The organism is uncultured Aquimarina sp. (assembly GCF_947492115.1).
In the GTDB taxonomy this organism is placed as follows: Bacteria; Bacteroidota; Bacteroidia; order Flavobacteriales; family Flavobacteriaceae; genus Aquimarina.
On the sequence record NZ_CANLMM010000003.1, the window covers coordinates 265,561 to 288,817 of the forward strand.

The 23,257-nt window shown below is 34.6% G+C and carries 19 protein-coding genes; 17 read left to right on the forward strand and 2 right to left on the reverse strand.

Annotated elements, in window-relative coordinates:
• Positions 1-5: 5 nt before the first annotated feature.
• Positions 6-2,261: a tyrosinase family protein gene (locus Q1A73_RS10755; RefSeq protein ID WP_299605185.1), complete on the reverse strand. Its 2,256-nt coding sequence runs from the start codon at positions 2,259-2,261 to the stop codon at positions 6-8.
• Positions 2,262-2,536: 275 nt separating this feature from the next.
• Complete coding sequence (locus Q1A73_RS10760) at positions 2,537-3,454, reverse strand: LysR family transcriptional regulator (protein WP_299605188.1); 918 nt, start codon at positions 3,452-3,454, stop codon at positions 2,537-2,539.
• 160 nt (positions 3,455-3,614) lie between these two features.
• On the opposite strand from Q1A73_RS10760, the gene Q1A73_RS10765 reads away from it, so the two are divergent.
• From Q1A73_RS10765 to Q1A73_RS10845, 17 genes are all read left to right on the forward strand, one after another.
• Positions 3,615-3,836: a hypothetical protein gene (locus tag Q1A73_RS10765; RefSeq protein ID WP_299605190.1), complete on the forward strand. Its 222-nt coding sequence runs from the start codon at positions 3,615-3,617 to the stop codon at positions 3,834-3,836.
• 483 nt (positions 3,837-4,319) lie between these two features.
• Positions 4,320-4,901: a DUF4255 domain-containing protein gene (locus tag Q1A73_RS10770; RefSeq protein ID WP_299605193.1), complete on the forward strand. Its 582-nt coding sequence runs from the start codon at positions 4,320-4,322 to the stop codon at positions 4,899-4,901.
• A 56-nt stretch (positions 4,902-4,957) separates the two neighbouring features.
• Complete coding sequence (locus tag Q1A73_RS10775) at positions 4,958-5,731, forward strand: hypothetical protein (protein ID WP_299605196.1); 774 nt, start codon at positions 4,958-4,960, stop codon at positions 5,729-5,731.
• A 70-nt stretch (positions 5,732-5,801) separates the two neighbouring features.
• Positions 5,802-7,433, forward strand: coding sequence for a phage tail sheath C-terminal domain-containing protein (locus tag Q1A73_RS10780; RefSeq protein ID WP_299605199.1), 1,632 nt, complete (start codon positions 5,802-5,804; stop codon positions 7,431-7,433).
• Between the two features lie 40 nt (positions 7,434-7,473).
• The gene (locus Q1A73_RS10785; protein ID WP_108805100.1) at positions 7,474-7,947 is read left to right on the forward strand and encodes a phage tail protein; all 474 of its coding nucleotides are present in this window, start codon (positions 7,474-7,476) and stop codon (positions 7,945-7,947) included.
• Between the two features lie 83 nt (positions 7,948-8,030).
• Positions 8,031-8,474, forward strand: coding sequence for a phage tail protein (locus tag Q1A73_RS10790; RefSeq protein ID WP_027395214.1), 444 nt, complete (start codon positions 8,031-8,033; stop codon positions 8,472-8,474).
• Between the two features lie 11 nt (positions 8,475-8,485).
• Positions 8,486-9,019 (forward strand): phage tail protein, encoded by a 534-nt coding sequence (locus tag Q1A73_RS10795; RefSeq protein ID WP_299605205.1) that lies wholly within the window; start codon positions 8,486-8,488, stop codon positions 9,017-9,019.
• 2 nt (positions 9,020-9,021) lie between these two features.
• A complete protein-coding gene (locus Q1A73_RS10800) occupies positions 9,022-9,186 on the forward strand; it encodes a DUF5908 family protein (protein ID WP_299605208.1) in 165 nt (54 codons plus the stop codon).
• 3 nt (positions 9,187-9,189) lie between these two features.
• Positions 9,190-9,906: a hypothetical protein gene (locus tag Q1A73_RS10805; RefSeq protein WP_299605211.1), complete on the forward strand. Its 717-nt coding sequence runs from the start codon at positions 9,190-9,192 to the stop codon at positions 9,904-9,906.
• Between the two features lie 3 nt (positions 9,907-9,909).
• Complete coding sequence (locus Q1A73_RS10810) at positions 9,910-11,592, forward strand: phage baseplate assembly protein V (protein ID WP_299605214.1); 1,683 nt, start codon at positions 9,910-9,912, stop codon at positions 11,590-11,592.
• A gap of 5 nt (positions 11,593-11,597) precedes the next feature.
• Complete coding sequence (locus Q1A73_RS10815) at positions 11,598-12,014, forward strand: GPW/gp25 family protein (protein WP_299605217.1); 417 nt, start codon at positions 11,598-11,600, stop codon at positions 12,012-12,014.
• Between the two features lie 32 nt (positions 12,015-12,046).
• Positions 12,047-12,469 (forward strand): hypothetical protein, encoded by a 423-nt coding sequence (locus tag Q1A73_RS10820; RefSeq protein WP_299605219.1) that lies wholly within the window; start codon positions 12,047-12,049, stop codon positions 12,467-12,469.
• Positions 12,470-12,500: 31 nt separating this feature from the next.
• Positions 12,501-16,700 carry a baseplate J/gp47 family protein gene (locus Q1A73_RS10825; RefSeq protein ID WP_299605221.1) on the forward strand — a complete coding sequence of 1,400 codons (4,200 nt, stop codon included), beginning with the start codon at positions 12,501-12,503 and terminating at the stop codon, positions 16,698-16,700.
• Between the two features lie 33 nt (positions 16,701-16,733).
• Positions 16,734-17,918, forward strand: coding sequence for a hypothetical protein (locus tag Q1A73_RS10830; RefSeq protein ID WP_299605224.1), 1,185 nt, complete (start codon positions 16,734-16,736; stop codon positions 17,916-17,918).
• A 61-nt stretch (positions 17,919-17,979) separates the two neighbouring features.
• The gene (locus Q1A73_RS10835; RefSeq protein ID WP_299605227.1) at positions 17,980-19,086 is read left to right on the forward strand and encodes a hypothetical protein; all 1,107 of its coding nucleotides are present in this window, start codon (positions 17,980-17,982) and stop codon (positions 19,084-19,086) included.
• A gap of 69 nt (positions 19,087-19,155) precedes the next feature.
• A complete protein-coding gene (locus tag Q1A73_RS10840) occupies positions 19,156-21,600 on the forward strand; it encodes a hypothetical protein (RefSeq protein ID WP_299605230.1) in 2,445 nt (814 codons plus the stop codon).
• 11 nt (positions 21,601-21,611) lie between these two features.
• Positions 21,612-23,213 carry a contractile injection system tape measure protein gene (locus Q1A73_RS10845; RefSeq protein ID WP_299605233.1) on the forward strand — a complete coding sequence of 534 codons (1,602 nt, stop codon included), beginning with the start codon at positions 21,612-21,614 and terminating at the stop codon, positions 23,211-23,213.
• Positions 23,214-23,257 lie beyond the last annotated feature (44 nt).

The window sequence follows — 23,257 nt, forward strand, 5'->3', positions numbered from 1 at the left end:
TTTAATTAGTCCATGAAGTTTAATGATACACCATCGATATAGATAGCATTGTCTATGGGTTTGCCATCGATACCTGCAATAACTAGTTGTACGGTAATATTCTTAGCACCATTGTTTAATATCCTTTGTACAGCATCTGTAGCATTGATTTTATAGTTTCTAGGTTCATGATGATGTAATTGCCTGTAGTCAAAATTTCTTGTTTTGTCTAGTGGTAAATTGCAATGTCCTGGTCCACCATAGCAGCTTCCATGAAATGTGGAGATTTCTTCTACAAAGTGATCATTTCCATTGGTTGGAGTATCTATTGTAGCATCTGGACTGTTTAGAAACACTCTGATATGTGCATTTGGTAAATTACCACGTTGTACACGATGGATTTTTATTTCGGCTTTTCTGTGTGTATCTAATGTATTGGTCGAAATGGTAGCTGGTGCACTATTAAATTTTACCAAGCCTACTTTGCTAGAGACATCATAGAATACAGAATCTCTCATGTAGGTGTACCCGAGTTTCTGAATGCTCATAGTATCTTTAACGGTCATAGACCATGGAGCCAAAACAGCATTCATCTCCTGAGGAGTTCCGTTGTGTAATTCTTGCCATCGTGCCCATAAACGATCTACGTTAGAATGATGTGCCCAAAACAGTGGATCGAAAGCAGTGATTCGATTATCTGTCATCCAGCCGTAAATAGGATTTTCTTGGTTCTGAGGATCTATAGTAAGGCCTAAATCAGCATAAATTTTTTGCCACTTGGTATTTCCTTTATAAGGATAATTGGGATTCGTACCACCAGAGAAGTTATGCATTCCGTTATGTACTTTTTCCAAAGAACCATAATGATGGTCATAGGATGGTCCGCCACCGAAATCACCAAAATTGTCTAGAGAAAGTAATACATCAATGTCATCTTTGGTTGGATAATGAGAAAGAGGTCCCATAGATCCAGGCCATCGATTTGGAAACCAAAGTGGATTTATTTCTTTAAGGGTATTATAGATGGCTCGGATTTTATCAGACCATACAGCAACATTATTTACATTGATAATTTCATAAGGTATTCCAGCTGCTTTTAAAAAACGTAATCCAGAGTTATAAATAGTTCCTTTTTTTACAATTTTTTCTAAGGCAGCAATTTCTTTTTTAGTAAGTATAGATTTTCCTTCGCTTGTTTTTTGATTCTTTAATTGATCTAATCCTTTTTGAGTAAGGAAACAGCCATAAGCCTCAGGAAGTACTCCTAAGTCATATTCTTTGTTATTAAAAGTGTTTTTGTTTTGATCTGCGTAATCTGACCAAGACCAATAGGGTAGCGCAATATCTTGATCATAATCCTTTAATTTTTGTTCGAAAAAATAAAGATAGAGTCTATGCCATGTTGTAAATTGTTCCCACCCATGTTGACAGGAATTAGTATGAATTCTTGCCCAGTAGTCAAAGCTTCTCTCATCTTGCCAATAATCTGTGTATTGAAACATGCAATTCAAAGCTTCTCTAAATGTTCCTAGTTCTTCTGGAGATAAGGAACTTACTTCTTTTCTAATGGTTAATCCTTTATTATCTCTATGATCCTGATTTGTGGTATTAGTAGATACAGGGTGAAGCAATTCTCCGTTCGCTAGAGCAAGATGATTATTGCTGGTAGTTAGGTGTACTTCTTTTTTAGAATTTTCTTCTTCTAGCGTCAGAGGACAATCGGCATCAATCCAATTTGCTATTATTTGAATTTGATCTGCTGAAGCTGTTGCAGTAGCATCCCACAGTAATTTTGGAAAAATACTACCATCAAAAGGATACAATCCTTTTAAGCCTTTAATAATTGCAGACTGATCACTCCTTTTATATGCAGGAGGATGGGTTCCTCCTCCACCTCCTTGCCCTCCTGAAGGCCAACAATCTCCAATAGATGTATGTATTGGTGGTTGTTGTACCGAAGATACTGCTGGCTGTTGAGATGCAGTATCTGAGGATTTTTGTTGCGATCCACAACACCCATCGCTTTTTTTTGTGGGTTGTGAAGCAGGAATATTCATGTGAGAATCATCTTTAGACCCGCAACATCCCTTTGTTTCACTTGAAGTGTTATTTGCCTTTGGTGCAATAAGACGTTGTCCATATAAGGAAGCAGTTATGAAAACTTCCGGATCTAACCAAAAAGCATGCAATCCTTGATAACTAGGAACCGTTTTTCCCTGTAATGAATTTAGAATCTCTTTTACGCTTTCGTATTGAGATATTTTTCTCTTTTTACCGGACATAATTGTGAGTTATAATTTTAATAAAGCAGTGCTTCTCAAAGTTATAATCGAAAGGGAATTTTTGGTATGGGTATAAACCCCTGTTTTATTGATTTTAAGGGTTTTTTAATTATTAACACGTTGATTTTGTGTGAAAAAGAAAGAACTCTGTTTGCTTTGTTTTGGGGTAAAAGCAGCGCTTAAAAGAACTTAGTAAGTTTGTAATTTATAGTGAAAAAAGGTACCTATTGTAGATTAAAATACTGATTATAGGTTACGAGATTTGTAGGAGGAGATCAATTTAGAATATGGAATTTATTTTTAATAATTTCATCCTTTTTATCTTCAACATAGTTTAAAAAAGCCTCTGCTACTGGAGAAAACTTTTTGTTTTTTAACCATATTAGATTCCATATAGTTTTAATTGGAAATCCTTTCACTGGAATAATTTGTAAACGTCCAGCTTCTAAATCATTTCTAATACCAATAAGAGGCATGATCGAATAACCAAGACCAGCAATTACAGCCTGTTTTACTGCTTCATTAGAAGTAAGTTCCATTTTTTTTCGAACTGGTAGATCGTTACGTTCGATATAGGCTTCCATGGTATGTCGAGTTCCTGATCCTGGTTCTCGATAAATTAATGGAAGTTCGGTAAAAATAGATTTGTTATAATTTTTTTTATGAAACTGTTCAGAAGTATTTCCTACCAAAAATAATTGGTTTTCCATCAATTTAGTTTTCTCGATTTTTAAATGCGTTGGTAGTACTGAAACAAGTGAAAAATCAACAGTGTTTTCTTCTAAACTTTTTATTACTTTTTGCTTATTGGTTACATCTAGTACAAGATCCACACCTTCATGTTGTTTCATAAAATCTGACAGAAAATATGGGATAATGTATTTACCAGTAGAAACAACCGATATTTTTAAAATACCAGATAGCTGTCCTTGATAAGCATTAGTCTTGTAACTTATTTGGTTTACCTCATCGATTATTTTTTTTGCAGCAATAGCGATTTCTTTACCAAAATCAGTAACATAAAGTTTTCTTCCAATTACCTCGGTTAGTGGAATTGGAAACTGATCTTGAAAATTTTTAAGCTGAATAGAAACTGCAGGTTGGGTTAGATGCAGCTCTTCCGATGCTTTCGTAATACTTTGTTTTTCTGCGATTTTTAGAAAAATCTGTAATTGATGCAAAGTATAATTCATAAATATAATTAATGATTGTAATTACAAATATAAATGAAAATATATGAAAAATATCCTGTAAATTAGAGATTATAAAAATAAAGTCATTGATTAACAAATATTTATAAATATTGTTTTGAATCCATAATGAAATAAAGTGTTTCATTTAAAATTTAGATATATGGAGTTATTGAAAAATGCAAAGGACTTCCTAAAAAGAAGTATGAGTAATATGAGTACCAGTGACCGCGTATCTGCTTCTAGAGAAGCTAAATTACTAGTATTAAGTATAAATGAAATATATAAGAAAAGTAAAGACCCAAAACTTATGGATGTTATGAAGCTAATTACTCTGAAAAAAAGAAAAATAGATAAAAGATTGAAAGGACTTATTACTACGTAAACTAAATAATTATTCTAGTCTTTAATTTCAATTAATATGATGTCTATTGTAAAACACAAACTTGAAAAAGAAAAATTAGCTTATACTAAAATTTGAATTAGTTAAAGAACTATATAACGCCCTATATAGTTCTTTATTTGTGATGCTTTCATTATCAATTATTACCTAAGTAGCTGCTTTCAAGGGCAGCTACTTCTTTTTTGGATGTCTATGTGATTTATAGAATAGAGAAATATCTCTAATTTTCTTCTTTTTAGTAATGTACTAAAAACAACATCCTTACTGGACGAACTTTCCCTAGTGTAAAAATATTAGAATCCTTTTGGAACAAGGTTTAATTAAGTGTCGTAAAAGTGATATTGCGTCTATTTACGACATTTTTTTGTCGGAAATTTCTAATCATTTGACGGACAAGTGCTAGCCTTTGCGCTGCTTAGTCAAGTACCTTTGAAACATCAAAAATCAATAAACTTAGTCTAAATCATGGTCGATGTTGTATTAACAGTTTTAAAGGATAAGCTCAATGAGTATTTTAAAAATGTAGTAGGTACTACAGAATCTAATATTATAGACTTTATAAGTACAAATAATAACGATCCTGTTTCTTTTACTAATGATAAAATAACTCCTTTTCTCATTAATATTTCAGAGGATAGAAAATTTAGAAATGCAGATCAATATGCTGGCGTAATCCGAAATGGCATAAAAACCCAAGCAAATCCTGAAATAAGAATTGAGTTATTGATTTTGTTCGTATCCAAATTCAATAAATATGATCAGGCACTTAAGTTTTTATCACATGTTATTAAGTTTTTTCAGGTCAACCGAATCTTTGATCCTCTGAATTCACCGCAATTATCAGATGAAAATATAGAGAAGTTGATCGTAGAATTAATATCACTTCCATTAGAAGAACAAAATCAAGTATGGCATTCTTTAAACACATCATACCTGCCCTCAGTATTATATAAAGTACGTCTGCTATCTTTTATAGACGATCAAAGTATGGAGTTTGTGGGAGAACCAATATCCAAAACGAATCTTAATCTTCATCAAAAAGTATAAGCTTTTAACAAATAGATCTATAAACAAGTCCAATATCGAATCAAATAAAGTATAACATGGAATATCGCGAAATTTTTGACATAGAGGTTTTTCACCCTGTTTTATTAGAATCTAATGCTGTAGTTCTTGTACCTAAAAATGAAACGAGAAAACACTTAAGTAACCTTGGATTTGTAATAAAGAAAACAGAAAAAGGAATAAAGGTTTTAGCTCCTATATCTCAGGGAAATATCGGTTTCCAGCCTTTGAGCGAAGATGACAACTTTACTTTTTATATATATCCAACTTCAGATACTACTCAGGAGATTACAGATTTTTCTAAGATAGATGAAGGTCATATGATCTCATTTTCTAATCAAGATCTTTCAGAAAATAGTCAGGAATTAGTAAGTAGCCAAGTAGCAAAGGAAGGAGTTTTTGGAGGATATCCTGCATTAGGAAGTATTCATATTATAGGTCATAAAATTAATCTTACATCTTTAGAAGAACCAATAATTTTTAAAGCTGTATTTGGAGCAAAGTCGGTAAAGTGGAAATACTATTTTGTTTCTAATACCGAAGATACGGATATCAGCTTAGAGTCTAGAGATAATCAAATTAGTTTCAATGAAGTGATAGTAGATGAAAACACCACGGATCAGATTATAAATTCCATTCAATTAAATTTTCAGAATACCCAAGTTAAGATTTTCGAATCTAAAGATTTGGTTCCCTACAGTAACAAACCCATTAAGAATATCAAACTACTTCAAAACGGTGATATTCTTATCAATCATTTACCCAACCCTCGAGCAGAACAACAAGGAATTCAAATAATTAAAATTAAATAAGAAAGGCGGATCTGGAAAAACGTATTGGTTTTTAGAAAAGCCTAGTATAAACATGTAAAACTATTAGAATATGTCTAGATTTTTAACACCAGATGTGTATACAGAGGAAGTACCTCTATTACCACAATCTGTAGCAGAGGTTTCTACTGCGGTACCAGCTTTTATTGGATATACGGAAAAAGCGGTAAAAAATGGGAAAGATATTACAAACAAAGCCATTAGAGTATCTACTTTATTGGAGTTTAAAGAGGCTTTTGGAGGTGCACAATCAGCATCTTTTAAGGTAAGCATTTCGGATGATGATGCTGTAGAAAATATAGAAGTAGAAGCTCCGAAGCATACTTTATATCATGCCATCGATTTATACTTTAAAAATGGTGGAGGTGATTGTTATATTATATCCATAGGAAGTCATAATGATGATCATGATAAGGAATCATTCTTAAATGGCTTAGAAGCTTTGAGTAAGGAAGATGAACCTACCTTGATTATGCTTGGCGAAGCAACAAAATTAGATGCGCCTGATTATCACGAAGTATGTCAAAGTGCCTTAGCTCAATGTCAAGAGTTAAAAGATAGATTTTGCATTTTTGATATTAAAAAAGATGATGAAGATGGAACATCTTTTAGAAATGGAATAGGTACAAATAATCTAAAATATGGTGCTGCTTATACTCCGTATTTACAAACATCACTTACCTATAGTTACGAAGAAGATCTTGTGGAAGTATCAGGTTCTTCGGCAACTGAAACCTTACAATTAGAAATAGCCGGTGCGATTAGAGTTGAATACAATGGATCTTCGCAAGATGCTCCTAAAGTTAAGATCAACAAAGGATCGGGAAGTATACCTTCTTTTAGTATTGCTGATGCTGTATTAACCATGAATGTTGGAGATGGAACTCCCGCTAGTGAAATTATAAATGAATGGAATACATTTTCAAACAAAGGCGATTTTGATATTATTTTATTAGATGGAGCTGCCGTTGTAGAGTCTTCTACAGGAACCACCGACCTTATTACTACTGGTGGTGATAATGCATCTGTTAGTTTGTCAACTTTCAAGGAGTCTCGTTCTGAGTTATATAGCAGAATTATCAGTGAGGTATCTAAACAACGCATCACGTTACCACCAAGTGCAGCAGTAGCTGGTGCATATGCTACTACAGATAGAGAAAGAGGTGTATGGAAAGCACCAGCAAATGTGAGCTTAAATGCTGTTATCGGTCCTATCGCGAAAATTACTTCTAAAGATCAGGAAAAACTAAATGTTGATGCTACAAGTGGTAAATCTATTAATGCTATCCGAAGTTTTGTTGGAAAAGGAACCATGATTTGGGGAGCTCGTACACTAGCTGGAAATGACAATGAATGGCGATATATACCAGTACGAAGGTTATTCAATATGATAGAAGAATCTACCAAAAAAGCATCTCAGTTTGCAGTTTTTGAATCTAATGATGCCGTGACTTGGTTGAAGATGAAGGCTATGATCGAAAGTTTTTTATATGGCGTTTGGCAACAAGGTGGACTAGCTGGATCGACTGAAGAACAAGCATATTTTGTAAATATCGGATTGGGAAAAACCATGACGCAACAAGATATTTTAGAAGGAAAGATGATTGTAGAAATTGGACTAGCAGCTGTACGTCCTGCAGAATTTATCATATTGAAATTCTCTCATAAACTACAAGAAGCATAATTAGCGCAGAAAATTTAATGAACAAGTAAAAAGTAAAACAATGGCTTTAACTAAAGAACAAATAAAGACAGATTACCCTTTAGTAACCTATAATTATAGGGTAGATATCAACGGAGTATCTATAAGTTTTTCGGAGGTTTCAGGTTTAGAATTATCCTTCGAAACAACAACATATAAAGAAAGCTTTGCTACAGGAGGAAAAGTAGGCCCGAATATTATGTATATGCCAGGACAGATCCAACCAGTAAATATATCTATGAAAAAAGGATTGGTAAAAGGAAAGAGCATTCCTGTCTTTTATGATTGGATCAATGATATACAATTGAATCAGGTAGATAAACGAGATATCGTAGTGCATCTTTTAGATGAAACAGGTAGTACTGTAGTGAGCTGGAAAGTTATTGATGCCTTTCCAACCAAATTAACTGCGCCTTCTTTTGATGCAAGTTCTAATGATGTAGCTATAGAATCTATGGATTTAATGGCGTTCAGAGTAACTATGGAAGAGGCATAGTAGATAAGTAAATTAAACAAGTTCTATTCTAGGAAATAAAACCAGAATGATAAGTCAATATAAATTTTAAAAACCAAAGTATTGTGGCAATTGATAAACAGAAAATTAGCGAAACCTATCCGTTACCGGTATACAATTATCAGGTAACGATTAACGGAGTTGAAATCATGTCGTTCTCAGAGATTTCAGGTTTAGAAATTGACCATGATCATGTGTTGTATCGACATGGTTTTAGTTGGGCAGTTGGAGATCATTTGATCCGTGGCCAAAGAAAACCGATTAATATTTCTTTAAAAAGAGGGTTGATCAAACGTAGGAGTGATTTATATGACTGGATTAAATCTGGCGAAAAGAAAGACATTAGAATAGAGCTTTGTGATGAAGCTGGGATGGGCATCGTAGTTTGGGAGGTTTCCCGAGCATTACCTTTCAAATTAGATGCTCCATCGTTTAGCGCTAGCGCCAGTGAAGTAGCAATAGAGAGTCTCGATTTAATAGCTCATGACTTACGAGTAAAATACAATTAAAGAGTTACCATATGTTAGATGTTTTAAGAGCAATCAATTTTGCAGATAAAGAGCCTTCATTATCACATAGATTTGGAGTATTCTTTCTATCAGGCGGCGTTATTCCTAATCCGATAGATATTAGGTTTCAGAAAGTAAGCGGTATTAGCACTGAAGTACAACTGGATACGATAAATGAAGGTGGACAAAACCTACACGCACATCGTGTACCTAAAAAGATGAATTATAACAATTTGGTACTGGAGCGAGGTTTTGTGGCCAGTAGTTTAGCTGATGGTTTAGATAGCCTTAGTCTACCAGGTTTTGGTCAGATGCGTTCTCCGCTGATTTCTGAATTCAATGCGACATTTTCATTTTTTAAGTTTAATCCTTCTAATGTACTAGTCACATTATTTAACGAAAATGGTATTCCGATTGGTGGCTGGTTATTTCTAAAAGCATATCCAGTAAAATGGTCCGTATCTGATTTGGATGCACAATCCAATTCCGTGGCCATCGATACAATGGAGTTAGCATATACACGATTTCAAATTTTAAGATTATAAAAATGGCAGTAGAGATTAAAGAAATTGTCATTCGAGCCATCATATCAGATGCTTCACAGACAGATAAAGGTAGCCCAACGTTGGATACCGGAAAAGAGCAATGTGATGTAGTACAAGAATGCGTGCATCAAGTACTAAAAATATTGAAAAAGAAAAACCTTAGATAGATCATGGCATTATTAAGTGAATTAAGTTTTAAACTACAAAAGCTTACCATTATTTCTTTTGATAATGAAGAAAGAACCACTGGTAAGAAGGAATTAGAAGTGATGTTTAATCCCGAATCCGTTAGGCGAAGTTTTGTGAATAACTTTACCACTAAACCCAGTAATCCTCAGAACGAGAGTACTACCAAGTTTACGTATAGTGGGTCATCTACCGTGAGTATGAGTCTAATTTTTGATGGAACCAATGTAGATCAATATGGAGCAGAAATAGCGCTTAGATTGTTAAGAGGAACTCAAAAAAGTGTTGCAGAAAGAATAGATGATTTTCGAAAAGACATTACAGAAATAAAAGGTAAAATTCATGAGCCGCGCTATTTAGTTCTTAGTTGGGGCAAAACATTAAAGTTTAATTGTAGACTTTCTAGCTTAGATATTAATTACACCTTGTTTGAAAGAAATGGAGATCCTTTGCGAGCCGAGCTCAACGTTTCTTTCATTGGAGATGATACGCCCAAAGCACAATTAGCCAAGTTGAATTTACAATCTCCTGATCTTACGCATTATCGTATGATAAAAGCAGGTGATCAATTACCATTAATGTGTCAGGAAATATATGGCTCTCCTATGTATTATCCATTGGTAGCAAGTGTAAATAAACTAACGGATTTTAGAAATCTAACACCAGGTCAAGAAATTTATTTCCCACCAATAGAAAAATAAGAGATGTCATCAACTGTAGTAACAAGTACGATTAAAAGTAACGGTAAGATCCTGCCATTAGGATCGTATGAATTATTGTCGATAGATACGAGCAAAGAGTTTAACAAAATACCTTTAGCTGAACTTAAGCTATCTGATGGTTGTGTTGCAAATCAAAAGTTTATCACCTTAGAAAGTAATGCTTTTATACCAGGCGCTGCAATTGAAATCTTTTTGCGGTACGAAGGAAATAATACAAACGAGACGAAGGTTTTTGAAGGTATTGTGATCAATCAGGAAATCGAACGCTCGCAATATCAATCAGTACTTACGATAGAGCTTTGCGATCCTTCTATAAAAATGACCAGTTTACGAAAAAACAAAGTATTTCGAAATAAAACGGATAACAAACTTATAAAAGACATTATCAGTACCTACAGAGATGTAAAAGCTAAGAATATAGAAAATACTTCTTTGGCACATCCACAGATGGTGCAGTACTATGTTTCGGATTGGGATTTTATAGTATCAAGAGCAGAAGCGAATGGGCAACTTGTACAAGTTGATAATGGAGAGGTTTCTGTTTTTACGCCACAAATTGGTAGTACCGATCATACCCTAACCTTTGGGATAGATCTGGCTCATTTTGATCTAAAAATTAGTAGTCGTCATCAATATGAGAAAGTGCATTCATTTGGTTTGGATACAAAAAAGGATGAATTAGCACTTAGTATTCCCAAAAAAGGTAAAGAGCAATTATTAACTAGTATTGATTACAAAACTTCACAATTGTCAGATGCAGTTGGAGCTAAAGAAACAAACTTGGTTCATGCTGTACCTACAGATCCATTAGAATTGCAATCTTGGTCAGATGCACAACTTGTAAAGTCAAGACTGTCTCTGGTACAAGGAACCATTAGGATTAATGGAAATGGAAAAGTAAAAGTAGGTCAGACGCTAAAAATTGAAAATGTAAGTCGATTTAATGGAGAACATATCATTACTGGAGTTCGACATGGATTTGTAATGGGTTCTGGATGGTATACCTACCTACAAATAGGAATGGATGCCAATTGGTTTAGTTCGCAATCTGATATTGTAGATACAAAAGCTGCTGGTTTATTACCAGGTGTAAATGGGTTACAAGTGGGAACAGTGTTGGAACATGTAGAAGATTCGAAACACGGATTTCTAATAAAAGTTCATATACCAGCTTTTGATCAAGAAGCTAAAGCTACCGAAGTATTGGCCATGTATACGACATTAGATGCTGGAGTAGATCATGGAATTTTCTTTCCTCCAGAAAAAGGAGACCGCGTAGTGATTGGTTTTTTAAATGATGATCCGAGACAAGCAGTTGTTTTAGGAGCAATGCACAGCCACAAAGCACCACATACCGAAAAGAAAAAAAATAAATACAAAGGGATTTTTACCAAGTCTAATTATCAATTGCTTTTTGATGAGGAAAAAGAAGTAATAACATTATCTACAGCGGATAAAGACCAGTCCAATGAGCAGCAATTAGCTATCAATCAGAAGGAGAAAACAATCACATTAGAAGATGCTCATGGTAATAGTATTCTAATGGGTAAAGATGGTATTAAAATAATTAGTGCTAAAGATTTTTCAATAGAAGCTGCAGGAGACCTTGACATCAATGCTAAAGGAAAAGTAAAAGTAAAAGGAAAAAAAGTGGATTTAATATAAGAGCTATGAATAATAAATTTTTAGGAAACGGATGGTCATTTCCTCCTGCTTTTGGAATTGGAGGCGCTGAGGTTAAACTTACTTCAGGAGAAGAAGATATCAAGCAAAGTCTTCAGATTTTGTTATCCACATCGCTAAAGGAACGAATCATGCACCCAGATTTCGGGTGTGATCTTACGCAATTTTTGTTTGAAGAATTGGATGAGAAATTTGCCAATGAGTTAAGTGATATGGTATCTCGTGCCGTGCTATTATACGAACCAAGAATTGAGGTGAATAATGTTACTATAACAGATATAGATCCCAAAAATGGCGTAGTACATATCGATATAGATTATATGGTAAGATCAACAAATAATCGATTTAATCTTATCTATCCATTCTATATCAATGAAGCCTCTAGCGTGGCATTTGATTTATAATAAAATCGATACTTATTAAAACTAAATGAAAAATGGATCTAATAGTGATAGATGGAGATACAGTTAATTTTTTACCAGCTTTTGGAAGTGCGGTTGTTAGTGTACAATCAGGTAAGATAACAGCTTCAGGAAAAACGACTGTAAAAGGTAAAAAAGTATGTGTGGCAGGAGACGAATCTAAAGTGGAAGTTAAAAACTGTTCGTATGTAGCACCTCCATTTGTGATTCCTGGTCAGGGTACATTAACCATTAAAAAATTAGGTCCAGATCAATTAACAACCAAAAGTAAAAGTGGAAACAAAAGCATAATCATAAAGGGGAGCATTTTTATAGCGGAGTTTAAGGTTACTTCTCCAGCAAAACAGCCACCTCCAGCAAATACACCAGATCCTTTACCCATGTATCCTGGACAAGGAAAACTAGTTCCCTCAAATGCAAAAATTAAAGCTACTTAAAATCTAAATAACCTAAAAGTTGTAAAAAGAGATGAATACGATTCAAAATATAGATAACATACTTCTTAGAGATGGAACCAGTCAGAACGATCGCAATTCGGATGCTCTGAGCACTGATTATGTAGCTATCGAAGGACGTAGTTTAGAAGAATTGATTACAGAAGCACAGCGGTTAGCCAAAGAGCTTCAGTTTTTTGATGAACAAAATAGACCTACAGGTACTTGGGAATCATTTCTTATAGATGATCCCAATATATTTAATCAAAACTCTCTGGAAGGGAGAAAAATACAACAAAAACACTGGGCGAAAGAACTAGCAGCATATGTAGAAAACCCAGAGCTGTTTTATAATAACACCGAAAAGAAGGCAAAATTATCAAAACCTCATGTAGTGTTGTTTATCACCTTTCTTAAGTTAATGAATCATGTAAAGTCTAAAATAAATGGACTTACCGAAAAGCATCTCGATTTTTACTACAGAAAGTATCTACAATTAGATCCAAAACAGGCAGTTCCAGATGTAGTGAATGTACTTTTAGAATTAGAAGAGAATACTCAATATCTCGAAGTAGAAAAAGGAACCATCTTACAGGCGGGAGAAGATGCTGAAGGAAACGAATTACAGTATGTCACCAATGAAGATACGGTGATTAGCAAAGCCCAAATTACGCAATTAAAAAGTGTTTTTGTATCCAAGGAAATACGAACTATCCGAAATGTACATCAGGAGCGAAGAAAAACAAAGGATACGGCATTTGTAGACATGATGGAAATGGCATTAGGGCATCCAAATCCTGGTGATGCACTACCAGATTTTCCAGAAGCATTACAAATAGAAGATCTTTTTCAGTTAGAAGAAGCTGTAAAAAATGAGAATGCTGAGGCACTTACTTATGTAAAAGAAGCATTGTTTTTAGAAAGAGATGAATTTGATCGTATTTTTTTAAAGCATCGACAAGACAAAGAAGGTATTCCTATAGATTGGGAACCTGAGTACGAGTTATTAGAAAAGGCGTACGAAAGAAAAATTATTCACCAGAGACAACTAGATTTAAAAGAATTACACAATACCAATGGATTTAATGCCATGCTAAAGAAAGTGTATGGTAATCCAAATCCAGGAGATTCTTTGCCTTTATACAATGGAGAAACAACATCTTTAGAAAAAGTACTTCAAGATTTACAGGCCTCAAATGAGAACTCTGAACAAGCATTAGAATATGTGGAAGTAGAATTATTGTTGAGAAAACAAGATTTTATTCATGTTATGCAAACTAATAGTGATAGTACTATTTCCGAAGAAGATAAAAATAAAGTATACCGTATTTTAGAATTTTCTGAACGTCAGCTGCGTTCTGTGGTAATTCCTTCTCCAGAAACAGAACAATTATCTGATATTTATGATACTGCGAGCGTTAAGGATTTTCTTTTTAGTCAATATGATGAGGAAGAAGAAAGTAAAAGGTTCAAAACTTTTGGGGATAGACTAACCGCTATTGCAGATAATTCCTTAAAACCATCAGAGATTGGATTTGCAATTAGTTCTCCCACTTTATTACTCAAAGACGGAAAACGTATTATTGAAGTATTTCTAGATTTAAATCTTAGCAGCCAAAAAATAAAAGATTTACGAGCTGTTTTTGATAGAAAAGATCCTTTTCGAACCTATTTAAGTAGTTCAGAACAATGGTTTATGCCAGATGCGGTTCAGTATTCTTTAGGGAATTATGTGGGCAGTTCATCAGAAAATAATCTAAACGTTGAAATAAAGGATCAAACCATTACCCGATTAGATACGACTAATTTTACTGTAACCGATATAGGCGATTACATCGTGGATGCCTCTCAAAAAATTTATGAGATTGTAGACTTTAAGGATGTGAAAATTGTAGAAATTAAAGAGGTTGGAGTATTAGAAACACCTATAGAAAACACGCAAAAATACAGCAAGGATCAAGTATACCTAAATGCTCTGAGAATCCGAATTAAGCTTCAGGATAATGATTTGCCTATCATTTCATTTCCATCTTCTTCTGCTTTTATAGCATCGGATTATCCTGTTATGGTGTGTGTCTTGCAATCTTCAATAGAAGAGGAAGATGATCAAAACAGGATACGAAGTAGCTATCAACATTTAGTAGATGTGGCATTACAAAAAGCCCATATTCGAGTAGATGTTCAGGAGATGCAGCATAGTATCGTAGAGAATGATGAAGGAACAATTGATACCAACAAACCATTTGAACCTTTTGGCTTTCAACCTGAAATAGGAACTAGTTTTTACATCGCCAATGACGAAATATCACAGAAACGATTGCAAGATGTACAGTTACATTTAGAATGGATAAAACAGCCAACATCTTTTGTGGATTATTACAAAAATTATTGGCTTATTCAGGCAGATCATACCGAGGAAGAACTCGCTGCACTAAATGATGAACAATTGGCCGAACTTATGGATCAAAAGTTAGGTTTTGATGCTGCTATCATTGAGAATGAACATGATTTTAAGGCTGATGTGTTTTTACATGATCGCAATGCAGAGCTGTTACTTTCTACCAAGGTTGAAGATGAACAAGGTAATGAGGTAACAGAAGGTTATCCTCTTTTTAATAAAGAAAAAAAAATATCTATCAATGATATTCCTGCAAGGATAAAAAATACAAGTCCTGATTATCAATATAAAGAACGTTTTGGAATACAGACAGATGATGAAGAAGCATTGCTTTGGGATCGCTATTTTAGAATAGAATTGACTCCAATAAACTTTCAGCATTCGGTATTTAATACCTTGTCTGTCAAACAAGCAATATCCGATAAGGCAGAAATAAAAAATCTAAAGATCAATCCGCCATATCAGCCTAAGCTTAAAAAACTAGGAATTTCATATACGTCTTGTGATACTATTCTAGCAAATACAGCAACGCATAGCACTAACAATAGGATATTTCATATACATCCTTTTGGATATGATGATATAATTCCTGGAGCAACAAGTACATTAATACCTGCGTATAAGGACGAAGGTTCACTATATCTTGGAATTGAAGAGGTAAATACACCTCAGGTACTTTCAATTTTATTTCAAATGGCAGAAGGGAGTGCGGATCCTGAAATAGAAAAACCAGTAGTACAATGGAGTTATCTGCGAAATAATGAATGGATAACATTGGCACCTTCTAATCTGTTACAGGATGGTACCAATGGATTACTAAATACAGGAATTGTAAAAATTAGAATACCCGAAGATGCTACCCAAGGTGGTACGTTAATGCCATCTGATTTACATTGGATGAAGATAAGTGCGTTTAAAAATATTGAAGGAGTATCTGATACTATTGATATTCGGAGTCAGGTGATTAGTGCTACACTTGCTAGTGAAACAGTAGCACCAGTGCATTTCGAAAATCCATTGCCAGTAGATACAATTACTGAAGAACTCAATCAAATACCTGAAATAGCAAAAATATCACAACCTTTTACATCTAGTAAAGGGAAACCGGTAGAAAAAGGAGATGCTTTATATAAGCGGATCAGTGAACGTTTACGGCACAAGAATAGAGCGCTTACGATGTGGGATTATGAACATATGATATTACATAAGTTTCCTGAAATTTATAAGACGAAATGTCTTCCAGCTTTGGATCGTATTGGAGGAGTAGATGTGATTGTAGTTCCAGATATTAAAGGGAAATTACCATTTAATCCTTTTGCCCCAAAAGTAGCAGCAGATACACTTTTTAAGATCAATTCTTATTTAGAAAATCTGGCTCCAACCTATGCCGAGATATCCGTTTCGAATCCTTCTTATTTACAAGTTTCTACAGAATGTGTTGTGAAATTTTATCCTGGATATGATGAGGTTTTTTATAAAGAAAAGTTAATAGAAGAAATCAAAAGATTCATGTCTCCATGGGCATATGGTGAGGATAGTGAAATTCAAATCGGAGGATCGCTTCATGCTAGTATGATTATCAACTTTATCGCAGAACGTCCTTATATCGATTATGTAGCAAACCTAAAATTATTCCAAAGCGAAGACGGAAAGACATTTACCGATGTACGAAGTCTGAATGATGGTAAATCTATCGTAACGCCTTCACAACCTAATATGATTATGGTAGCTGCCCAAATACACGAAGTCTATGTAGTTAACGAAAGTGGATTCGAAGAAGATAGCTTTGAAGGAATTAATTATATGGAAATCAGCAAAGACTTTATTGTGAAATAAATTCTTAAAACCAAAGTAATAAAATACAGTCTTATGGAAATCAATAAAAGAAACAGAACAGAACTCAAGGAATATTTTAAGATTAATGATAAACCTACTCAAGAAGAGTTTTCAGATTTTATAGAAGCTAGCATTAATCAAGCTGAAGATGGGATTGCGAAAGTTCAAGGGAATCCCTTGTCTATACAAGCCGAAGGAGAGCGAATAGGTACACAAGAGATTGTAGATCTCTATGAAAATTTCACAGATGATAATCCGCAATGGTCTATAAACTTAAACCCAAGAGTAAACGCTGAAGAACCATCAAGCAATCAATCTGGATTTAATATCAAAGACGCAACAGGACAAAGTCGTTTGTTTATCAAATCTGGAGAAGGTAATGTTGGGATTGGTACCATCGAACCTGTGGCTCCTCTTACGGTTAAAGGAAGTACAACTTCTGATAAACCAGTTGGGGCAATGCAAATTTCTGAAGATACAATCCTATTTGGAGGCAATAATACGAATGAGCATAAAGATTCTGCAAAGATTGAAGTAGGAACTACTACTTTAAAATTATTTGGAAAATCAACGAATAGTGATCCTGCCACCAGAAAGCTAGAGATTCTGGCAGATGGAGGAACTCATATTAAAGGAGCAGTATCAGTGCAAGGAGATATGACGGTAAAAAAATTTAAGGCAGAGAATATTTCTACGAGTACAGATTTAGATAAAGAAGGTGCTAGCCATGATAGAATTCCTACCCAAATGGCAGTAAAAAGCTATGTAGATACAAGGATGCCAAAAGGAGTGATTGTCATGTGGTCCGGAAATATTAGTAGTATTCCTGTGGGATGGGCATTGTGTGATGGACAGCAAGGTACTCCAAACTTATCTGGGAGATTTATTGTAGGATTTGACAAAGGAAATTCACAATATCAGATAGGAAAAACAGGAGGAAAAGAAGAAGTTACTCTAACAACAGGCCAATTACCATCACATAGTCATTCAGGAACTACTGGAGAAGCTGGCGAACACGCACATAATTTTACGGGGGCAGCTAAACGAGGAGATGGATCCGGTACAGGAAGTTCTAATGATTATTACAAGGCATTCACCAGAACTACCCAACCTGCGGGTAAGCATAGACATTCCTTTAATACCAATAAGACTGGAAGCAATCAACCTCATGAAAACCGTCCACCGTATTTCGCATTGGCATATATCATGAAATTATAAATCAAAAAGAAAAGATTGTAGTAATTACAGAAGATTTAACATCCTAAAAAAATTAGAAGAAGTGGAAATCAATAAAAAAAATAGAACGGAACTTAAAGGTTTTTTTAAGATTAATGACAAGCCTACACAAGATGAGTTTGCAGATTTTATAGAAGCTGTGTTGAACCAAGCAGAAGATGGTGTCGCAAAAGTACAAGGAAACCCATTATCCGTGCAAGCAGAAGGAGAGCGAGTGGGTACGCAAGAAGTGTTGGATTTATATGAGAGTTTTTCTGATGATAATCCGCAATGGTCTATTAACCTAAATCCCAGAGTAAATTCTGACACACCCAATAGCAATCAACCTGGTTTTAATATCAAAGATACTACTGGACAAAGTAGATTATTTATTAAGTCAGGAGAAGGAAATGTTGGTGTAGGCACTATAGAACCGACAGCCAAACTTACAGTTGAAGGTAAAGATACAGCTCCATTAATTTCTATAACTGATACCACCAATACCCCCACTACTATTTTTAAGGTTTCCAAAAAAGAAGGAGTTGCTATAAAAGGAACATTGCAAGTAGAAGGAAACCTGAAGGCATCTAATATTTCGGATAACGAAGAATTGGATAATACTACAACTTCTCATGATAAACTTGCGACACAGAAAGCGGTAAAAACATATGTGGATACACGTTTGCCTAAAGGATTGATTTCTATGTGGTCCGGACAGGATATTCCCAAAGGTTGGGTGTTGTGTGATGGAACCAACAATACGCCAGATTTATCAGGAAGATTTATCGTAGGAATGGAAAAGAATAATCCAGAATACCAAGTTGGGGAAAAAGGAGGCGCAAAAGAAGTAACGCTTACTGAAGCACAAATGCCAAGTCATACTCATTTAGATAAAGGGCATAAACATAATATAACGGATCCTGGTCATAATCATAATCATGGAAGTTTTAATGGGTTGGTTAGGTTTACTGGGAAGGATACTACTGATACAATGGATAATAATCCTGGTGCTGGTAAAGAGTTTGCCTTAAATAATTTTGGAACAATTCAGAAGAATAAAACAGATATTTCTATTAATACTGCCAAAGCAGATTTAAAATCAACAGGAGGCAATAAAGCCCATGAAAACCGTCCACCATATTTTGTATTAGCATACATCATGAAATTATAATCATTTCAAAAACTACGGCAAGATATATATATCAATTTGGAGAAATACGAACAATAATTACCTTTTACCATGACAGATACAATCACCATACCTAGAGAAGTACCACAAGACAACGCGTTGAGCTATGAATTCCTAAGAGCAGAAGGAATGCAATTGATCCAAAAAATGGCGGCAGATACCTGGACAGATCATAATATCCATGATCCTGGTATTACAATTTTAGAACAAGTATGTTACGCTGTTACAGACCTTGCCTATCGTATGGAATATGATATCCAGGATTTGATAGGGAATAACCACAAGAGTTTGTACAGTCCAGCAACCATTTTGACTACAAATCCGGTGACTCTTATGGATATTCGTAAGATGGTGATTGATATAGAAGGAGTTAAGAATGCATGGGTAGAAAAAGTAGTTCCTAAAAGTGCCAATGAACTTGTACCTAGTATTCCCAAAGGACTGTTTCGTGTGTTTATAGAAAAAGATGGATTATTTGATATTCCTGGTAGTAAAATCATAACAGTCGTTCGAGAAAAACTATATAGCTGTCGTTCTATTTGTGAAGATTTTGAAGAAATTAAACTATTGGATACGCAAGGAGTACGATTACAAGGTGTAATCGAAATTGCTGATAACGTAGACGATATCCATGAGCTTATTGCAAATATGTTACATCGTGTTGGCACCCATTTTTCGCCACGTATTCCTTTTTACACCTTGCAACAACAACTAGAAAAAGGTAAAACAACGGATGAAATTTTTGATGGCCCTCGATTACATCATGGCTTTATGGAAGATCAAGATATCGCCAAAGCCTATCGGAAAGAGGAAATTCAAACCTCGGATGTGATTAAAGAAATTATGGATCAACCGGGTATTTTGGTGATCGATAAACTGGCACTTGCTACAGGAACCAATACCGTAAAAAATTGGCTCTTACCATTAGATACTTCCAAAACACCTATTCTAGATGTTGATGGTACCTTATCGCAATTATCTTTTACTTCTAAAGGGCTTACCGTAAGTGTTGACACAGAACGAATCAAACAACTATATAATCAAAAAAGAACAGAGGAAGTCTCTAGATTAGGATCGTTGATAGAAAAAGACATCGTTCTACCTACATCCGATGCACCATTATTAGATCAATACTATTCGATTCAGAATCAATTTCCGATGAATTATGGTATCGGAGAAATAGGATTACAAGATGCTGCTTCTGCTACCAGAAAAGCACAAGCAAAACAATTGAGTGGATATTTACTGTTTTTTGAGCAAACCCTTGCTAATTATTTTTCTCAGTTAGCAAATTTCAAAAAACTAATGAGTTTTGATGGGGACGATACCAGTACATATTTTAATCAAAATTTGTTGAATTGTGTTCCTGGAATTTCAGAGTTACTAGACAATCCAGAGAGTTATACTTCGTATCTAGAGGAAATGACTGCTGATACCAATACAGAACTGTTAAGAAAAAATAAATTCTTGAATCATTTGTTAGCCCGATTTGCCGAGAAGTTTACTTCTTACGGAATGGTATTAAAAGATACTACTGATGATCAGGATACTTCGGATAAAAAATTGATTAAAGACAAAGCACGATTTTTAAAAGAATATCCTGCGGTTAGTGGTTGCAAAGCAAAAGGATATGATATTAAAAGTGATCTTTGGGACACCAAAAATGTCTCTGGATTAGAAAAAAGAATCGCTTTAAAGATAGGGATCGAAGATTATAGTCGTAGAAATCTCGGGAATGGGGAAACCGCAGGTTTACATATGGTAGAACATATTTTGTTGCGATCTAGAAAATCCTATCCCTATCCTTTTGTAGCGGGTTACGGCGCATCACCAATTACAACGTTTGAGGCCGCTATCACAGAAGAGTTTACACGATGCATCATCGGTAATCATGATGTGCTACCTGGAGAAGAAGTAGAAATTACCAACAATGACAGTTATAATGGTATCTATACTGTATTAGCTGTTGGAGATGATTTTTTTGAGATTAAAGCACCTTTTCAAGCATCAGAATCAGGAGCGGTTTGGAAGCGTACGCACGATATACGATATTACTTACGCTCGGCTGTTGTTCATAGTTTTAAGGCATCTACAAATACAAACCATACTTTTTGTCACATAGGATCACATTCTTTACAAGTTGGTGACCTTGTAGAGATTACTAAAACCACTCACTATAATGGAACGCATACCGTTATTTCGATATCCAATAATGGTTTTGAAATTGATGTGCCTTTTACTGAGGAGGAGGAGGAAACGGGAAGATGGATGTCCAATAATACTCCACAAGATCCGTATTCTTTGCAGCTCACGTTTATGCTTCCTTCATGGATAGAAAGATATCAGGATGAGGACTTCAAAAAATTCATTGCTTTAACCATTAGAGAAGAAACACCTGTGCATATCAGAACCAATATTCAATGGTTGGATCAGGAAGAGATGCAAGAATTTGACCACGCGTATCATCGTTTTCTTACTGAAATTCAAAACGGATAAAAGACCGGATTATGCTACAGCAAAAACACATAGTTAATAAACAGATTTTAGAAATTCATGTACCGAAACATTCGGATACATCGAAGATACAGCATGAATTGAGTTCGTTGTGTAGAAATCAATTGACGGCTGTGCTGGATCGTGTGCTTAGCCAAGCGAATGTATCAGAATCATCACTTCAGATTGATCGACTAACATTGGATTTGGGGAATGTGTCTTTGCAAAATTTCGAAACTGCTTTTACCGAAAAATTACAAGAAGAACTCATAGCATATCAACGAGCAAATGTAGTTTTAGAAAAACAAAATAGTGATAATACTCATGAAGAAACACCATTAAGAGCTATCATTTATTATCTAAAGACAGGTGTATTACCTTGGTGGGCAAAACAAGGAAACAAAAATGATTTTCAGGAACAATTGTCACTATTGTTGCAACAGCCAAGTAGCATATTTATTAGATTGTTAAAAGAGTTACCATGGAATCCTACCTACCTACAACGCTTTGTATATGCAAGTGTAGAAGATCAATTATTAGCTTCTTTTAGGCTTGTTACTGATCTTTCATCTGCTCAGATACTGAGGATGCAAAACAGTATTCTTGATAACATTCAGAAGAAATATACTCTAGAAAGGAAGAAAATAATCAATAGCTTTTGGAAAACAGCTTTCTTAAAATATTCTGTAGCTACTATCGATTTCGCATTCCTAAAAGAATGCACAAAAGAGGTACTTCTAGATCTGGATATTAATGATAAAGAAGATCTTATAACATATAATAGTCAGTATGCACATCAAATCAAAAGAATAGTAGATTCTTGTAGTGCCTTGTATGCACAAAATGCAATAGGAAAGGAATTTTTTAAGCAAGTATCATCTTTGGTAAATCATCCTTTTTTTGATCGGCTATCGACAAAGATATTGAAAGAGACGAAATCATTACTTACCGATGTAAGCAATACTTCTAAGGGAACTATAGAAGAACTAGATGCCAATAATTTATTGAAGCCTTTAGCATTGCATTTACAAGGATTACAAAAGGAATTGAAACATTTAGGATCAAAGCCAAAATCTATCGCAGCAGAACAGTTGTCTTCACCATTTGATGATACGGATTTTATATCCATACAAAATGCAGGATTAGTATTGTTCTGGCCATTTTTAGAACGCTTTTTTGAAAATATAGGAGTTATGAAGGATAAGAATTTCATAGATGAAGTAGCTCGTAACAAAGCAATTTGTGTATTACAGTATTTATGTGAAACCAAAGAAGAAGAATTGTTTGAAGGTGATTTAGTACTGAATAAAATTGTATGCGGTCTAGATATCGATACGGTAGTATCGCCAATTGAATTATCCGTTGAAGAAAAAGAAATAGCCGAAGGTTTGGTAACTGCTGTAATAGCAAAAGGACCTAAATGGAAAAATCTATCTTCTGATGGATTTAGAGCTTCTTATTTGTGTAGACAAGGTTCTTTGAGAACTAGAGATGGGCATTGGTTATTGCAAGTAAAAAGAGAAACTCATGATATTACATTAGAAAAAATACCATGGGGATTTCATACCATAAAGTTACCATGGATGCAAGAAATTCTGGTGGTAGAATGGTTGTGATGTAGAGGTATTAGATGTTGGGTTTGAGGTTTGAGGTTTGTCGT

What these genes read in the sequence shown, in the direction of transcription:
- Q1A73_RS10755 (WP_299605185.1), bottom strand. Translation starts at nt 2,261, where the DNA reads ATGTCCGGTAAAAAGAGAAAAATATCTCAATACGAAAGCGTAAAAGAG.
- Q1A73_RS10760 (WP_299605188.1), bottom strand. Translation starts at nt 3,454, where the DNA reads ATGAATTATACTTTGCATCAATTACAGATTTTTCTAAAAATCGCAGAA.
- Q1A73_RS10765 (WP_299605190.1), top strand. Translation starts at nt 3,615, where the DNA reads ATGGAGTTATTGAAAAATGCAAAGGACTTCCTAAAAAGAAGTATGAGT.
- Q1A73_RS10770 (WP_299605193.1), top strand. Translation starts at nt 4,320, where the DNA reads ATGGTCGATGTTGTATTAACAGTTTTAAAGGATAAGCTCAATGAGTAT.
- Q1A73_RS10775 (WP_299605196.1), top strand. Translation starts at nt 4,958, where the DNA reads ATGGAATATCGCGAAATTTTTGACATAGAGGTTTTTCACCCTGTTTTA.
- Q1A73_RS10780 (WP_299605199.1), top strand. Translation starts at nt 5,802, where the DNA reads ATGTCTAGATTTTTAACACCAGATGTGTATACAGAGGAAGTACCTCTA.
- Q1A73_RS10785 (WP_108805100.1), top strand. Translation starts at nt 7,474, where the DNA reads ATGGCTTTAACTAAAGAACAAATAAAGACAGATTACCCTTTAGTAACC.
- Q1A73_RS10795 (WP_299605205.1), top strand. Translation starts at nt 8,486, where the DNA reads ATGTTAGATGTTTTAAGAGCAATCAATTTTGCAGATAAAGAGCCTTCA.
- Q1A73_RS10800 (WP_299605208.1), top strand. Translation starts at nt 9,022, where the DNA reads ATGGCAGTAGAGATTAAAGAAATTGTCATTCGAGCCATCATATCAGAT.
- Q1A73_RS10805 (WP_299605211.1), top strand. Translation starts at nt 9,190, where the DNA reads ATGGCATTATTAAGTGAATTAAGTTTTAAACTACAAAAGCTTACCATT.
- Q1A73_RS10810 (WP_299605214.1), top strand. Translation starts at nt 9,910, where the DNA reads ATGTCATCAACTGTAGTAACAAGTACGATTAAAAGTAACGGTAAGATC.
- Q1A73_RS10815 (WP_299605217.1), top strand. Translation starts at nt 11,598, where the DNA reads ATGAATAATAAATTTTTAGGAAACGGATGGTCATTTCCTCCTGCTTTT.
- Q1A73_RS10820 (WP_299605219.1), top strand. Translation starts at nt 12,047, where the DNA reads ATGGATCTAATAGTGATAGATGGAGATACAGTTAATTTTTTACCAGCT.
- Q1A73_RS10825 (WP_299605221.1), top strand. Translation starts at nt 12,501, where the DNA reads ATGAATACGATTCAAAATATAGATAACATACTTCTTAGAGATGGAACC.
- Q1A73_RS10830 (WP_299605224.1), top strand. Translation starts at nt 16,734, where the DNA reads ATGGAAATCAATAAAAGAAACAGAACAGAACTCAAGGAATATTTTAAG.
- Q1A73_RS10840 (WP_299605230.1), top strand. Translation starts at nt 19,156, where the DNA reads ATGACAGATACAATCACCATACCTAGAGAAGTACCACAAGACAACGCG.
- Q1A73_RS10845 (WP_299605233.1), top strand. Translation starts at nt 21,612, where the DNA reads ATGCTACAGCAAAAACACATAGTTAATAAACAGATTTTAGAAATTCAT.